Here is a 16,006-nt window from a genome sequence, read left to right on the forward strand (position 1 = left end):
ATAAAAAAAAGTTAAAACTAACATATGTTAGTTTAGAAAACAATGATTATCAATAAGTTATAAGTAAAAACCGTAAATATTATACAGTAAATACGTAGTCCTTTTTTAAGATAAACTATTAATAATTATACTATTCATTTTCAGAGAAACTCAATTACAATTAATATTAAACTTCTTATTTTTGCAGCCTTAACAAACAACTATGTATAGAAGTCATTCTTGTGGTGAATTACGCACCTCCGATATCAATAAAGAAGTAACCTTATCTGGATGGGTCCAAAAAGTAAGAGACAAAGGATTCATGATATGGGTAGACCTAAGAGATCGTTATGGAATAACGCAACTAATCTTTGATGAAGAACGCACTCCTTCGGATGTTATGGAGCATGCAAAAACTCTTGGGAGAGAATTTGTAATACAAGTCAAAGGAACTGTAATAGAAAGGGAATCTAAAAATCCAAATATCCCTACTGGTGATATCGAGATTTTAGTGCAAGAATTGCAAATTTTAAATGAAGCATTAGTTCCACCTTTTACTATTGAAGATGAAACTGATGGAGGTGAAGATATCAGAATGAAGTATCGATATCTTGATATAAGAAGAAACCCTGTAAAAAATAGCCTGATGTTTCGTCATCAAGTTGCTATGAAAGTTCGTAACTATTTATCAGAAGATGGTTTTATAGAGGTAGAAACGCCTTATTTGATAAAATCAACCCCAGAAGGAGCTAGAGATTTTGTTGTTCCATCTCGTATGAATGAAGGTCAGTTTTATGCTTTACCTCAATCTCCACAGACTTTTAAGCAACTATTGATGGTTGGAGGAATGGATAAATATTTTCAGATTGTAAAATGTTTTAGAGATGAAGATTTAAGAGCGGATAGACAACCAGAGTTTACTCAGATTGACTGCGAAATGGCATTTGTTGAACAAGAGGATATTCTAACTATTTTTGAAGGACTTACTCGTCATTTAATTAAAGACATTAAAGGTCAGGACATTACTGATTTTCCAAGAATGACTTATGACGAAGCCATGAGAACGTATGGTAATGATAAGCCAGATATCCGTTTTGGAATGAAATTCGGAGAACTAAACGAGGTAGCTCAACATAAAGAATTCAAAGTTTTTAATGATGCCGAATTAGTAGTTGCAATTGCTGTTCCCGGAGGAGCTTCTTATACTAGAAAAGAAATTGACAAACTAATAGATTGGGTAAAACGTCCACAAGTAGGAGCACTAGGAATGGTGTATGTAAAATGTAATGAAGATGGAAGTTACAAATCATCCGTGGATAAATTTTATGACCAATCTGATTTATCCAAGTGGGCAGAAACTACTGGTGCAAAACCTGGAGATCTTATTTGTGTACTATCAGGGCAAGCAACTAAAGTAAGAGGACAGTTAAGTGCATTAAGAATGGAACTGGCAGAAAGATTAGGATTAAGAAATCCTGAGGAATTTGCTCCATTATGGGTAGTTGATTTCCCTCTTTTAGAATGGGATGAAGATACAGAACGATATCATGCAATGCATCACCCCTTTACATCTCCAAAACCAGAAGACATACCTCTTTTAGATACTAAACCAGGTGATGTTAGAGCAAATGCTTATGATCTGGTATTAAATGGTAACGAAATTGGTGGTGGATCTATTCGTATTCATGATAAAGAAACGCAAGCATTAATGTTTGACCATCTAGGTTTTACTCCCGAAGAAGCAAAAGAACAATTTGGTTTCTTAATGGATGCCTTTCAATATGGAGCTCCTCCGCACGGAGGAATAGCTTTTGGATTTGATAGATTGGTAGCGATACTTGGAGGTCAGGAAACCATTAGAGATTTTATTGCTTTCCCCAAAAACAATAGTGGTCGAGACGTAATGATAGACGCTCCTGCTAATATTGATCAAGAACAACTCAAGGAATTAAACATAAAACTAGATTTATAAAATAAAACATCCCGCCGAAAGCGGGATTTTTTATTACCTTTAATCTAAACCTTGAATATCCATAGATGCCAGCTAAAAAAAAGACGCTACTACATAGGTTTTTGATTTGGCGATATCGTCATATCTCCAATAAAAACTTTGTTCTTATTTTAAGTGTCTTTGTTGGTTTTTGTGCCGGTCTCATTTCTCTTTTACTTAAGAACATTACACACCTAATACAGGTAGTTTTGGAAAGTGATATTATCTCATGGCAAACATCTTTTTATTTTATTATTCCAATGATTGGGCTCCTGATCGTTTACATTATTACAAAATTCATAGTCAAAAAGAGTGTAAAATCTGCTATTCCAATGATTTTATATTCTCTTTCTAAAAAAGATGGAAAAATAAAGCCATTAAGTGGTTATTTACCACTCCTTCTATCTCCAATTACTGTAGGTTTTGGTGGTTCTGTAGGATTACTTGGCCCCGCTGTTGGGTCTGGTTCTACATTAAGTTCTAATCTTAGCTCACTATTTAAGTTAGACACCAAAACGCGTTTTTTATTAATTGGCTGTGCTGCTGCAGGAGCGATTTCCGCTGTTTTTAAATCTCCTCTTGCTGGGTTAGTGTTTGCCGTAGAAGTATTTAGTCTTGACCTTACCTTAACTTCATTATTACCATTATTATTTGCTTCCGTTTCATCGATTATTACTTCTTATTTCTTTTTAGGAGATGAAGTATTGTTCAGTTTTGATGTTCTAGAAAAATTTGATATTTACGATACTCCTTTTTACATTATTCTCGGAATTGGAACAGCAGTTGCTTCTATTTATTTTACTAAAATGTACTTCGGAATTCTTCATTTTTTTGATCGTTTTCCCAAAAAAATTCATCGTTTACTTATTGGTGGTTTTGCTATTGGTATTATGCTATATTTTATTCCACCACTTTACGGAGAAGGATTAAGTTTTATTAATGATCTTTTAAATGGAAATCACCTTGCAGCTATAGGAAATACTCCTTTTGATACCATGACAGACAACATCTGGATGATCATTGCTTTGCTTACAGGTATAACAATTTTTAAAGCAATTGCGATGACGGCAACATTTGGTGCTGGTGGTTCTGGAGGGATTATAATCCCCACTATGGTAATGGGCAGTGCATTAGGCAATGTAGTCTCCAAAATAATCAATAATCTCGGTATTGGCATTCAAGTATCTGAAGCCAATTTTACTTTATTAGGAATGGCTGGCCTTATAGCCGGTGTATTACACGCTCCTCTTACTTCTATTTTTCTTATAGCTGAAATTACTTCTAGTTATGAATTATTTGTACCATTAATGATTACAACAGCTATATCATTCATTATTTCAAAAAATAGTATCGAGCATAATATTTATACAAGAGAGCTTGCAGAACAAGGATTATTACTTACACACGACAAAGATCAAACCGTTCTTACGCTAATGAAATTAGATGATTGTATCGAAACTAACTTCATTCCTGTTAATCCTGAACATACTTTAAAACATCTACTCAGCGAAGCTGTTGCTAAATCCAATAGAAATTTATTTCCTGTTGTTGATGAATCTAATACTTTATTAGGGATTGTAAAATTAGATAACATCAGGGATATTATGTTTGATATTTCTCTGTACCATAAAACTACCGTTGCTATGTTGATGACCCAACTAGAAACTATGATTGTTTATGAAGAGGACGATGCAAAAACTGCAATGCGGAAATTTCAAGACACTGGGGCTTGGAATCTTCCTGTAGTCAAAAACGGAAGGTATTATGGTTTTATTTCCAAATCAAAATTATTAACCGCTTATCGAAGAAAACTTATTAATTTCACTAGATAAATACCTTTTCAAAGAATTTAGATAATAAAATAAATCCCACTAAGAATTTATCTTAGTGGGATTTAAACATCAAAAAAAGAGATGTTATTTTTTGATTAATTGAACAATTTCATTTCGTCCATCCAAAATTATTTTTATCAAATACATTCCTTGAACCAGGTTAGGTGTTTCTATACTAATAATATTCTCTCGAACCTCTACTCCATCATTACTCATTACCTTTTTTCCTAGAATATTATATATTTCTACTTGCACATCTTTTAATCTTACATTAGTCATTGGAAAAGAAATTTTTACAGAGTTTGTAAAAGGATTTGGCCAAACTTTTGCAAAAGCTAGATTTGGTAAATCAATCGTATCTACTCCTAAAGTTTGAGAAATAGGTTCGCCAATTAATACTAATCCAAAACTTGTTCCAAAACTAACGGTGCCATTAGTAACTGTTCCTAACGATCCAGAAAAGTAATCTTGTAATTCTGTTCCGTCTTCCCACATACCAAATACATCCAAAACTCCAGTAAAGTCATTATCATTACCCGTGTAGACAAGAGCTTTATCTTGAAAGCCATTTTTATCATATTCTCTCTTAAAAGTATAAGGAGTGTCTTGTAGTTTTGTATGTTTTCCTGCTCCTACAGAAATATGTTCTCTTCTAAACTTACCTATTTTCTGATAATGTGTTAATGTTAGCGAAGCAACAGAATTCGGATTAGTAAGTTCATCAAAATTCATATTAGAGCGTAATGTAGCATCTCCTGTAGCACCACCACCTGGAGTAAGTGTTCTAGAAGTTTCATCTCCATAATATATCTGTGCCGGCCCTGGTGTTAATAATAATTTGGTACCAGCTTCAAAAGTCTTTTGTCTATTCCTATCAAACACTTCTTCAGTATCATGATTGGTTAAAAAATTCATTGCACTTTTTCCTTCTCCTAATTGATTTTGTAATAAATTATCATATCTACTAAAAATACTTTCCAAACCTTCATCCGCATTAAACCTAAACTCAAAGTTAATTAAGTTTGCAAACCCATTGTTATAATAATCTACATTAAAACCATCTCCTGTAAAGTTTCTTCCCATTGTGGGAGCATTATAATTAAAGACTTCCCCAGTCATCCAAAAATCAAGATCGTCTAACTTTTTGCTAGAGTTGTTAGTTTTCCATTCTCTTAAGGCAATGATACCTTCTGCCTCCAACTCTTTCCATACAGCTTCTTCTACGTGTTTTACAGTATCTACTCTAAAACCATCTACTCCATATTTTCTAACATAGTCAGTGAGCCATTTAATAATATAACTTCTTGGAGATCTAGACTTACCTGTTCTATTAAAAAAATCATTCAGTTCATTTTCTTCTCGTTCTCTTCTCCCTTCTTGATTCCATTTCTCCAATAACCAATTTGGCAAGCTTACATTATCATTAGAATCAGTTCTAATGTCTGGTAAGTTATCGACTAGCTCACAAGGTATTGTACCATTAGGGCCTTGAAAATTACAATCAGGATCTCTTCGCACCCATTCGTCCGGCCATGATTGATTTTGATCTGTACTTGTGTCAGGGCCAACATGATTCAATACAACATCTAACAACACTCTAATTCCATGCTCGTGCGCAGTATCTACAAAAGTTCCAAAAAGAGCGTTGGTTCCTAAGTTTGCATCTATATTGGTCCAGTCTTTTGCCCAATATCCATGAAAACCGTATCCGGCTCCTGGAACAGATCCATAAATATTTTCAATTGGCGGTGTAATCCATAGAGCGTTTACGCCAAGGTCATCAAAATATCCTTCTTCTATTTTATTAATTAAGCCTAATAAGTCTCCTCCTTCGTAATTTCTTAGTGGCGGTCCATCTTGTGGTCGATTATAAGAAATATCATTAGAAGGATCCCCATTTTCAAAACGATCCGTAAGAACAAAATATACTGTTGCGTTTTCCCATACAAATGGTAAATCCCTTTCTGATTGTGCATAACTAGCGCTGTAGAAATACAGCATTATAGTTACTGCAATTAGTAAACTCTTTTTCATTGTGTGATTTTTTAAGTTTTGTTTGTGTTTGATATACGTATAAGTTTAATTTGTTAAGGTTTAAAAGCTTTTAGAGCGCATTTAAACCTTAGATCTTAGAAAACGTATGTTTTATAAAACTATTAGATGATTTTTTTACGAAAACCTTTGATTGTTAATAAATTGTACTTAAATCACTAAAAAAATAACTCTTAGATGAAATATGTTATTAGAATATTATTCATTGCAGTAGTCGCTCTAGTCGCTATTGGTTATTATCATAAAAACTCTGGAGATCATCTTACAGGAGACAAATGGGTTGGTCTCGGAATCTTAGGCGCTTCCTTTATTTTAATGCCTTTATTCATATATCACAGATGGAAAGATAAAAAGGTTAAAGATTATATGTTGACCGAAGAAAATCTTCAAAAAATGAGAGATCATGGTAAAGAGGAAAAAACTGACAAAAACTAAAATTATGCAAATATTTACATTTTAATAACAAATATTTTTGTATTAAAAGTTACCTTTATGTTTCATAATATTATCTTATTACAATGGAAGGAACAGTAAAATTTTTCAATGAATCTAAAGGTTACGGGTTCATTACCAACGATGAAACAGGAAAAGACATCTTTGTACACGCTTCTGGATTAAATGGTGAAGCACTTAACGAAGGTGACAAAGTAGAGTATGAAGAAGAAGAAGGAAGAAAAGGAATTATTGCAGCTCAAGTTCGCGTAATTCACGGTTAAGATAAAAACCTCTAAGTTTCATAGGCGCTATCATAGCGCCTTTTTTATTCCTTTATAGTATACTTTTCCTTAAATATCTTTACTTGTTTTATTAAAAATTCTAAAATTTTTAAATCATCATTTGTTTTAAGAACAGTTTTTAAATTTTTCTCTTCATTTAAAAAATCTAAAAAATTATAAAATTCTGTTTCAGGTATTTCCAATTCTTTTATAAAAAACTCTTCTTTATAAAAATCTGTTATTTGGGTTTTAGATTCAATATGTTTCGATTTATTTTTAAAGGCTCCTGATATTAAATTAATTAATATTCCTATATCAATTGACACTGAAGCTTGACTACTTCCTTGTCCTAAAGCGATATTTTTTACTGGTGATTGGGCATCATCTTGCCAGATAATCCTCATTTCCTTGATCTGAGCTGCATTCCATAATGGTAATCTATCCTCATACGTTGGTATTTCTTGGATGTCCTTTTGTATATCCCCAGATAAAATATACTCTGATATTCTTACTTCATCTAATTCATTAACCTCTGGTTCTAAGAAAACCGTAAAATCATCCGATTGCAAATCTTCTTTAGTCATTACAAGCTTTTTTAATTGAAATTGTATTGATGAAAACACAACTTGATCTCCCGGTTCTGCCTTTATTTTAAAATATCCTAATGAATTACTTATCGTACCTATCTCTTTGGTAAGATTGACAATATTAACTGCTTCTAATTCTAATGTTTTTACAACAATTCTTCCTTCTAACCACAAATTGTTCTGGCCAAAACTTAATAAAGAGATAAAAAAAAAGAGGTGGAAAATATTTTTTTGCATTTGTTTCTTCAAATAGTGTAATACATTTTCAGTTTTTCTCTTTTCGTAGATTTTTAGTATTAAAATCTTTACTTTGATTAATTAGGTACTCTAATATCCTTAACTCATCTCTTGTTTTTAGTACCGCTTTTGTTTCTACTTTTTGATTTAGATGATCTATAAAATTATACACTTCAACTTCAGGTATTTTTAATTCCTCAATTAAAAAAGCTCCATTATAAAAATCAGAAATCTCAGGAATACGTATTTGTTTAGATTTTTTAGGCCTCTTTTTCTTAAAAAGACTAGCAATCATCCTACCTGTAGCTATAAAATTAAAAGCGGTAGCATTTTTTCTATGATCAATAGTTGTATTTCTAATAGTTGCAGCACCTTTTTCATGTACAAAAGGAGTAGTATCCAATAGTTTTGCATTAAACATTGGTAATTTATCCTCAATTGTTTCAATTTTCTTTATATCCTCTTTGGCTTCTCCTGTAAGATTGTATTGAGAAATAGTAACCTCATCTAATTCATTTACTTTAATCTCTAATTGTATCGCTAGATTCGCTTTTTTTAGATCTTGTTTAGTAACTATATGTGATTTCTGATAATGTTGTACAGATGAAAAAACAATAGTATCTCCTTTTTTAGCTTTTATTTCAAAAAAACCAACTTTATCATTTATTGTTCCAACTGATTGGGTAATATTGATAATATTTACCGACTTCTGATGAATAGTATCTATAATTATTTTACCTCTTAAAATTGTATCATCTTGAGAAAAGCCAATAAAGCTCACCAAAGAAGTAATAAGGTATAATTCTTTTCTCATTTTGATTGATTCTTATAGAAGAGACTGGTATCTATAAAAACAGTTGCAAGTATTGTTTAAACGCTATAATATTAAAACAGATTAGACAGCTTATCCGTTTTATGAATTTTTAATCTTGCTATAGTTTTAAGAAAAGCTAGTGCTGTAATAAAAGCATCCCCTGACGCTGTATGTCTATCACTTTTGGAGATTTTAAGATCGTCACATAATTCATCTAAACTATAATGAAGATGCTTTCTTTGGGTATGATATACAATATGTTTAGTTTTTCGGAAAAGTACTCCAGTATCCAAAAACCTATTCTTTAATGTTCCTAATCCGTGCCGCTTTAAAGTACTATTTATCATTTTTCTATCAAAATCAGCGTGATGTGCAATTAATATAGCGTTTCCTATATATTTTATAAATTGCTCAATTGCTTTATATTCTAATATAGTATCAAAATTATTATTCTTTCGAATCCCGTGAATCTCTACAGTATCAGAATTAAAAATCTCTTGTTGCAAATACACCTCTAATTGATCGGCGACATCAATTGCGGTGTTATTAATAGCAACACATCCGATAGATAAAATTCTATCATCTTTATAATCAAAACCAGTAGTTTCTGTATCAAATGCTACAAACCTAACCTCATTAATAGTTTTTTTCTGAAACCGATTTTCAAAAAGTGAAAGATAATTATTCCAGAAATCTGGAAGCTCTTTGTTTCTATTTAGAGACCATAAACTCATCTACTACATTAATGTTTTTAGCTGAAAACGTACTCTTAATACCTCTTGAATATCTCGTATGGGCTTAAAACATCTTTTAAGCTTTAGTTTATCACTTTTACTCAATGTATTTAATTTAATAAATCTCCCAGAGTCTTTATGAATTAACCCTTGACGAGTTCTAAACTTCAGTAACACTCTAAAGGCTTTTGCACAACTCTCGAAAAGTTCCTTATTATTTGGCTCTAGTGTTGCTAATTTTTCATATCGAAGTAATGTATTATTAACTCCTTTTAAATTATGATATAGTGATAAAATTCTTGCTCCATCAATCAATACCATCATAGCTCTTGTTTTGATATCAAAAGTATCTTTATGTTCTCCATTTTGTTCAACCAAAAACTGCTTAAAAAAACCTAAAGGCGATGGTTTTTGTAATGCACTAACTCCCAACAATCCTAAAAACCTTTTACTTTTATTAACTCCATCAAAAACCACATCAGATAGCCGATTTACCATATTAGAATCTCCATATACCAACTGAAAATCAAAGAATATTGAGGACAATAAAGTACTTTGTTCCGTTGGAGTTGTCATCCAATCTCTAAACTGCATCTCCCATTCCATAGCAGACATACACCATCTTGGGTTGCTTGCCATCATTTCTGCTGGGCAATATTCAAAACCAATTGTGTGTAAACTTTTAGTAATTATTCGAGATAATTCTAAAAAGTAGCCTTGTGTAGATTCATATATCTCTTCGTTGACATCTTCAAATACAATGGCATTATCTTGATCAGTTAACAACAACTGTTCTCTTCTTCCTTGACTACCTAAAACTAAAAAACTAAACTTTACAGGTGGTTTTTCTGGCATTTCTTTTAATGACAATTCGATTGCTCGAATTACCAATGCATCGTTAACTTCTGAAATAAGATTTAAGATATGTAGCGTTGGAATGTCTTGCTCTAAATACGTTTTTAATAATCTTTCTAATTGCTTTCTAATATATCTAAGTCGTTGTATCTTTTTAGCTCTCTTAATCTCCTTAATCAATACCGAAGGATTATTCCCAAAAGACACTAATAAATCGTGATCAGAAAAAACGCCAACTAGTTTTGAACTTCGAGTTCCATCCTTTGTGATACAAAGATGACTGATATTATTTTTGATTAACGCAATTTGTGCTTCGGCTACAGTCAATTTTTTAGCATATGTTTTAACTGGAGTATTCATGATCTCTGTAACCATTGCCGTAGCCGGGAACAAACCAGTAGCTACTTTTGCTCTAAGATCACTATCAGTTACGATACCTATAGGGTATTTATTTTCATCCGTCACGACTACTGCATCCACTTTACGTTTGTTCATTTCCAAAGCAATATCCTTTACAATAGTAGATGAATTACAGGTCAAAGGTTTTTTGCGATAAGAAATCGTTCGCAAAGTAGAAAGGTCATTTGCAGTATCAATGGATATCGTATTATCTATTCTTTTTCCCTTTTCTGTCTCCGTATAATAGTTTCTTGCGTGGGTTGCAAATGTTTCTAGCAAAAACGTATTTACATCATTATTCCGATCAATGAAAAGTTTAAAAACTGATGATGGAATTGCATATACTATAGACTCTTCATTCGCTAAAGAAGCCATTCTGTAATTCTTTTTAATGATCATAATGCGAAGCCCAAAAAGGTCTCCAGTGTCACATATATCAACTAAATCATTTTCATTTCCAACATTTCTATATAATCCAATTGCTCCCTCTCTTACTATATAAAATTCATCGTGGCACTTTTCATCTTGATTAAATATATATTCTCCCTTTTCTAAATACAATACTCTAATCTGACCAGAAATCATCAATAATTCTTCCTTTCTTAACATACTGAAAGGTGGAAACTGTTTCAAAAAATCCTGAATTCGTTCTGCAATTGTATTTTTCATGAAGATATTATTCGTATCAATTTAAATTACGTTTTTCAATAAAAAAGCGTTTAAGTATTTCACTACATTCTTCTTCTAATACACCTCCTGTCATTTTTGTTTTAGGATGTAATTTTGTCCCCATGTTTATACACCCTCGTTGTTCATCCCTTGCTCCATACACTATTTTACCTATCTGACTCCAAAACAAGGCACCAGCACACATTTGACAAGGTTCTATTGTCACATACAATGTGCATTCTTTTAAATACTTTCCACCTAAAAAATTCGCAGCAGCGGTAATAGCTTGCATTTCAGCATGAGCGGTTACATCATTCAATAGCTCCGTTAAGTTATGTGCTCTAGCAATAATTCTATCAGAAACTACTATCACAGCTCCTATAGGTATTTCTCCTTTTTCATAGGCTACTTCGGCTTCCTGAAGTGCCTTTCTCATAAAATGTGAGTCGTCGTATGGATCAAACATAAACTTATTTTAATTTAAAGTAAAACTAATAAATATAATCCTTCTTATTTTCAATGTATTCAGCTTTATAAGAAACTGTCTTAATTAATTTTACGGGATCTCATTAGAATTACCGATTGGAGACTGTTACAGCTCATTTCAAAATAGTACTTTTACTGAATGAAAGACACACTACTTTCACATATTAATTATCCAGAAGATCTTCGTAAACTATCAACTAATCAATTACCAGATTTAGCGAAAGAGTTACGAAACTTTGTGATTAACATTGTAGCCAGTAAAGAAGGGCATTTAGGCGCTAGTTTAGGTGTTATAGAACTTACGATTGCTTTACATTACATTTTTGATACTCCAAATGATTTATTAGTCTGGGATGTTGGACATCAAGCATATCCTCATAAGATACTTACAGGAAGGAAAAGTTTATTTCATACCAATCGACAATTAAACGGTATTAGTGGATTTCCTAAACGAAGTGAAAGTGAATATGATACTTTTGGTGTTGGACATTCTTCTACTTCTATTTCTGCTACTTTGGGAATGGCTATTGCCTCAAAACTGAAAGGCAATAGTGTCAAACAACATATTGCGGTAATTGGAGATGCTTCTATCGCCAGTGGAATGGCTTTTGAAGGGTTAAATCATGCTGGAGTAACAGATGCCAATATGCTAATTATTTTAAACGATAATTCAATTGGAATTGATCCAAGTGTAGGAGCTTTGAAAGAATACTTAACCAAAGCTAGAGTTGGTTACAAACCTAAAACCGATAATATTATCGAAGCCTTGAATTTTAAATACTTTGGCCCAATAGATGGACATGATTTACCAACTTTATTAAAAACACTCGAAAAATTAAAGACTATAAAAGGTCCAAAACTCTTACACATTATAACTACTAAGGGAAAAGGGCTTAAACAAGCAGAAGAAAACCAGGTTACTTATCATGCACCCGGAAAATTTGATGCGCATACGGGAGAATTAATTCCTAAAAAAGATATTCAACAACCTCCTAAATTTCAAGATGTATTTGGGTATACTATTCTAGAACTGGCTAGAAAAAACGAAAAGATTATTGGGATAACACCCGCAATGCCAACCGGTAGTTCTTTAAAATATATGATGCAAGAAATGCCAGATAGAGCATTTGATGTTGGTATTGCCGAACAACATGCAATCACGTTAGCTGCTGGAATGGCAACTCAAGGATTAATACCTTTCTGTACCATCTATTCTACATTTTTACAGCGTGCTTATGATCAATTAATCCATGATGTAGCACTACAGAATCTACCTGTAATTTTCTGTATTGATCGCGCTGGGTTAGTTGGAGCAGATGGTGCAACACACCACGGTGTTTTTGATATTGCATATCTGAACTGTATTCCTAATATGATTATAGCAGCACCGGCGAATGAAATTGAGTTAAGAAACCTTATTTATACGAGTACATTAGGATTAAAAAATCCAATAGCAATTAGATATCCTAGAGGTAGAGGAAAAATAATAGATTGGAAAGTTCCTATGACAGAAATTTCAATAGGAAAAGGAAAGTGTTTAAGAAATGAAATTTCGAAAATAGCTATCATATCGACAGGAACAATAGCGAATAACATTATAGATGCGTTAAAACACATCGACAAAACAATAAGTCACTACCATTTTTGCTTTATAAAACCTTTAGATTCTGAATTATTAAAAGAAATACTACAAAAACATACTACTGTTATAACGGCAGAAGATGGTGTTATCAAAGGAGGTTTTGGAAGTACTATTATAGATTTTGCGAATCATCATAATTTTCAAAATAGGGTAATCACCCTTGGAGTACCGGATCACTTTATACATCAAGGAACTACAGAAGAATTACAAGAAATTTGTGGTATTTCTGTAGAAAAAATAAGAGAGACTATTATCAATCTGAATTAAACTATTGTATTACGATCTTAGTAGCGAATCTATCTCCTTCACCAGTTACTATTTGTAATATATAAATTCCTGTACCTAAATTTGGTGCGTTAATACTGTAGGAATTATTAAGAAGAATATCTTGCTCAAAAACCACTCTTCCATCAATATCAAAAATCCTTACATTACTCTCTCCATAACCCTTGGATACATTAATAACAAAATTGCCACTTGACGGGTTTGGCGTGATTCTGAAAATATTTTCGTCAAAATCTTCTACACTAAGAAAACAAGAAACTTCTGAAGAAGGTGGAATATCGAATGCTTCAATTTGATCAGTTCTACTAAGCGAATCACCTTGAGTAGCACTCCAACCTAAACCTCTTCTTGCAAAAACTTCCCAGATTAAACATACATTGGCTCCAGAATTTGCCATTTCATCTGCCATAAGAATAGCATCTCGACCATCGACAAAACCAGGATTACAGGATTGAAGTTTTAATCCATCTACAATCAACTGCATCGCCAGATTATTTCCACCTGTACCATTATATAAATCTGGATCAAACCCATCTCTCTCGATCAATGCCCACGTAAGATCCCAAATCATGGATGCCCAAATAGATCCAACTCCGTGGGGTGCCGAAAAATTATTTACATCATTTGTATCCTCATACGTTACTGGATTAATCGTCATATTTGTACTATAAGGAAAAGGCCTAATACCTCCTCCAGTAGTTGGTTGACCCACAGCATAGGTTCCTATTCCTCTACTATCTTCTGCTGCATCTCCAGATTCGATAGTCATCATCAATGCAAACCAATCTGACCATCCTTCACCCATCTGTTCCGTAGCTTGTGTACAGTTTCCATCTGGATCAAATTGAACACAGGAAGTTAAACAACCAGAGTTATTAGCTCCACCTGTTAAACGGTTAGAAATACCGTGTCCGTATTCGTGAACAACAATACCATTATCAAAACTACTATCCTCTGCAAAAAAGTTTCTTCCAACATCAGAAAGTGTAACATTTATTGTATTAGAAGCCATTTCTGTAATCAAAGCTTCTCCATCATCTCTTCCGATCATAACTGCAGGAATAGTAATGCTACCATCATCTCCTCCCATAGCTATTGGGTCTCCTCCTACATTATTTACAACTAAAACCGCAACAGCTCCTGCTACTTGACATCTAGCCACTTTATCATCAAAATTGCAACTTCCTCTTCGTACAACCGCAATCCTTCCGTTAAGTGAAGATGCGTTTATAATATCAGAACAAATATCATTAGCATCTACAGACGAATCATCGTCAATAGCAAGTACTAAATTCGCTGTAACTCCGCTAGGAAACTCAGGCGCATCAACATGACCCGGATTAAACGAATTATCGACGGTAACATAAGACCCTGATAACGTCCCTCCGTTAACCACGAAAGTGTTTACCGCTGGATCAGGTGTTGGGTTCCATAAAAACATTTGCATTCTTGGATTTAAACCATCTGGTGGTGTTCCAAAATTTGCATTATTAAATCCAGATCCATCTTGGGCATCTGCAAACACCTCATCACTGCCAGATCCTCCTTTTCCATAATTATTAAACTGAAAATTTCCTGCTGTTTCGTCAAAACCATATTGATACCAAACATCGTGTGCAACATTATTAGCGTAAAAAAGATTTGTAATTGATGCTTCTTCAAAATTTTCAACTAACGCATCTTCATCAAAAGGAAAATCAAATATCAAGTTTGCACCACCCTCTGCAAGATTTCCAATACCGTTATTAGCATTTACATCTTCTGAGGCTATTACATTATTTCCTCTTGTTGTTGTAAACTCAGCTCCATCTACTCCATTAGTATCGTGCCAACCAAAAGGGGACGCTGTAGCTTCTGCAGGATTTGTAACAAGGACTCTATTTCCATGATTTGGACTCTCTATAGCAGGTATAGGATATACATTATAACTTCCTTCCATCAAAAGATTATATTCTTGCTTTAGCCCAAAAATATTCTCAGAAACATGACTTCTATGTCTATTATAATTTTCATTATGTTCAAAAGAACATTCTGTTATCCAGTCTGTTTTATCCAACACCTCTCCCGTGGTAGCATCTACTCTAATGCTATACCAATGTTCTCCGCTGATCATAAATATACTCACATCCCAAGAGAGTATTAATTCATCATTTTTAAAAACATACATAGACCGAACAGGTATTTCCTCTTGAGAAATATTTTCATCTTTATAAACAAAACTACCTTTCTTATTATTAATACTTTTTAGGTTAATTGAAGTGTTAATTCCTATATTAGAAGCAACTTGTCGTACCGCATCAGGTGGCAAAATACTGGGAGTTATTGTGTTTATCTTTTTAGAAAGATTATTATATAACTTCCCATTGAACACATGTACTTTTCCATTTTTAATAACAAAACTTCCAATGGCATTATAAATCGGAATTTCCTTGTATTCCTGAATAACATAAACATTCGTAGCCTTTAAGCTTTTAGAAAACGATTCTCTCTGAATCCGAAGTTCAGAAACATCTTCTGAAGACATACCTTCTTCTATCAAATAATCTTTAATAAGCTGAAGATTCGATGATTGTCCGTAAATTGTAAACGAACTGAAAAATAATACAGAAAATAAAATACTATAGTAGAATCTCTTCATCCTTATAATTATTTGAAATAGAATTATATTTTTAATTCATTATGCTGCCTAAAAGTAAGGAAAAAACAAATTCTAAATGTTAAAAGTCAAA

The 16,006-nt window shown here is 32.8% G+C and carries 12 protein-coding genes; 5 read left to right on the forward strand and 7 right to left on the reverse strand.

Features of this window, described 5'->3' with window-relative positions; all coding sequences use genetic code 11:
* Positions 1-202: 202 nt before the first annotated feature.
* Both aspS and NMK29_RS18610 read left to right on the forward strand, forming a co-directional pair.
* The gene (gene aspS / locus NMK29_RS18605; protein WP_108803458.1) at positions 203-1,951 is read left to right on the forward strand and encodes an aspartate--tRNA ligase; all 1,749 of its coding nucleotides are present in this window, start codon (positions 203-205) and stop codon (positions 1,949-1,951) included.
* Between the two features lie 65 nt (positions 1,952-2,016).
* Positions 2,017-3,801, forward strand: a complete 1,785-nt coding sequence (locus tag NMK29_RS18610) for a chloride channel protein (RefSeq protein WP_027393934.1) — start codon at positions 2,017-2,019, stop codon at positions 3,799-3,801.
* Positions 3,802-3,885: 84 nt separating this feature from the next.
* On the opposite strand, the gene NMK29_RS18615 is transcribed toward NMK29_RS18610, so the two are convergent.
* Positions 3,886-5,835, reverse strand: coding sequence for an alpha-amylase family glycosyl hydrolase (locus NMK29_RS18615; protein WP_108803457.1), 1,950 nt, complete (start codon positions 5,833-5,835; stop codon positions 3,886-3,888).
* A 195-nt stretch (positions 5,836-6,030) separates the two neighbouring features.
* On the opposite strand from NMK29_RS18615, the gene NMK29_RS18620 reads away from it, so the two are divergent.
* The gene (locus NMK29_RS18620) at positions 6,031-6,288 is read left to right on the forward strand and encodes a hypothetical protein (protein ID WP_027393935.1); all 258 of its coding nucleotides are present in this window, start codon (positions 6,031-6,033) and stop codon (positions 6,286-6,288) included.
* Between the two features lie 83 nt (positions 6,289-6,371).
* On the forward strand, positions 6,372-6,569 hold the full coding sequence (locus NMK29_RS18625) for a cold-shock protein (protein ID WP_027393936.1): 198 nt from the start codon (positions 6,372-6,374) through the stop codon (positions 6,567-6,569).
* Positions 6,570-6,613: 44 nt separating this feature from the next.
* On the opposite strand, the gene NMK29_RS18630 is transcribed toward NMK29_RS18625, so the two are convergent.
* From NMK29_RS18630 to NMK29_RS18650, 5 genes are all read right to left on the reverse strand, one after another.
* Positions 6,614-7,393 (reverse strand): hypothetical protein, encoded by a 780-nt coding sequence (locus NMK29_RS18630; protein ID WP_108803456.1) that lies wholly within the window; start codon positions 7,391-7,393, stop codon positions 6,614-6,616.
* A 28-nt stretch (positions 7,394-7,421) separates the two neighbouring features.
* On the reverse strand, positions 7,422-8,207 hold the full coding sequence (locus NMK29_RS18635; RefSeq protein WP_108803455.1) for a hypothetical protein: 786 nt from the start codon (positions 8,205-8,207) through the stop codon (positions 7,422-7,424).
* A gap of 71 nt (positions 8,208-8,278) precedes the next feature.
* Positions 8,279-8,941: a PolC-type DNA polymerase III gene (locus tag NMK29_RS18640; protein WP_108803454.1), complete on the reverse strand. Its 663-nt coding sequence runs from the start codon at positions 8,939-8,941 to the stop codon at positions 8,279-8,281.
* Between the two features lie 3 nt (positions 8,942-8,944).
* The gene (locus NMK29_RS18645) at positions 8,945-10,864 is read right to left on the reverse strand and encodes a DUF294 nucleotidyltransferase-like domain-containing protein (protein ID WP_108803453.1); all 1,920 of its coding nucleotides are present in this window, start codon (positions 10,862-10,864) and stop codon (positions 8,945-8,947) included.
* 16 nt (positions 10,865-10,880) lie between these two features.
* The gene (locus tag NMK29_RS18650; RefSeq protein ID WP_108803452.1) at positions 10,881-11,330 is read right to left on the reverse strand and encodes a nucleoside deaminase; all 450 of its coding nucleotides are present in this window, start codon (positions 11,328-11,330) and stop codon (positions 10,881-10,883) included.
* Between the two features lie 159 nt (positions 11,331-11,489).
* On the opposite strand from NMK29_RS18650, the gene NMK29_RS18655 reads away from it, so the two are divergent.
* Positions 11,490-13,259, forward strand: coding sequence for a 1-deoxy-D-xylulose-5-phosphate synthase (locus tag NMK29_RS18655; protein ID WP_108803451.1), 1,770 nt, complete (start codon positions 11,490-11,492; stop codon positions 13,257-13,259).
* 1 nt (position 13,260) lies between these two features.
* On the opposite strand, the gene NMK29_RS18660 is transcribed toward NMK29_RS18655, so the two are convergent.
* A complete protein-coding gene (locus tag NMK29_RS18660; RefSeq protein WP_108803450.1) occupies positions 13,261-15,915 on the reverse strand; it encodes a T9SS-dependent M36 family metallopeptidase in 2,655 nt (884 codons plus the stop codon).
* Positions 15,916-16,006 lie beyond the last annotated feature (91 nt).

It is taken from the genome of Aquimarina sp. Aq107, assembly GCF_943733665.1.
Classification (GTDB): Bacteria; Bacteroidota; Bacteroidia; order Flavobacteriales; family Flavobacteriaceae; genus Aquimarina.

Excerpts from the sequence above, each read along its gene's own strand:
- NMK29_RS18625 (WP_027393936.1), top strand. The coding sequence starts at position 6,372 with ATGGAAGGAACAGTAAAATTTTTCAATGAATCTAAAGGTTACGGGTTC.
- NMK29_RS18610 (WP_027393934.1), top strand. The coding sequence starts at position 2,017 with ATGCCAGCTAAAAAAAAGACGCTACTACATAGGTTTTTGATTTGGCGA.
- NMK29_RS18660 (WP_108803450.1), bottom strand. The coding sequence starts at position 15,915 with ATGAAGAGATTCTACTATAGTATTTTATTTTCTGTATTATTTTTCAGT.
- NMK29_RS18650 (WP_108803452.1), bottom strand. The coding sequence starts at position 11,330 with ATGTTTGATCCATACGACGACTCACATTTTATGAGAAAGGCACTTCAG.
- NMK29_RS18640 (WP_108803454.1), bottom strand. The coding sequence starts at position 8,941 with ATGAGTTTATGGTCTCTAAATAGAAACAAAGAGCTTCCAGATTTCTGG.
- NMK29_RS18655 (WP_108803451.1), top strand. The coding sequence starts at position 11,490 with ATGAAAGACACACTACTTTCACATATTAATTATCCAGAAGATCTTCGT.
- NMK29_RS18615 (WP_108803457.1), bottom strand. The coding sequence starts at position 5,835 with ATGAAAAAGAGTTTACTAATTGCAGTAACTATAATGCTGTATTTCTAC.
- NMK29_RS18630 (WP_108803456.1), bottom strand. The coding sequence starts at position 7,393 with ATGCAAAAAAATATTTTCCACCTCTTTTTTTTTATCTCTTTATTAAGT.
- NMK29_RS18645 (WP_108803453.1), bottom strand. The coding sequence starts at position 10,864 with ATGAAAAATACAATTGCAGAACGAATTCAGGATTTTTTGAAACAGTTT.
- aspS (WP_108803458.1), top strand. The coding sequence starts at position 203 with ATGTATAGAAGTCATTCTTGTGGTGAATTACGCACCTCCGATATCAAT.
- NMK29_RS18620 (WP_027393935.1), top strand. The coding sequence starts at position 6,031 with ATGAAATATGTTATTAGAATATTATTCATTGCAGTAGTCGCTCTAGTC.
- NMK29_RS18635 (WP_108803455.1), bottom strand. The coding sequence starts at position 8,207 with ATGAGAAAAGAATTATACCTTATTACTTCTTTGGTGAGCTTTATTGGC.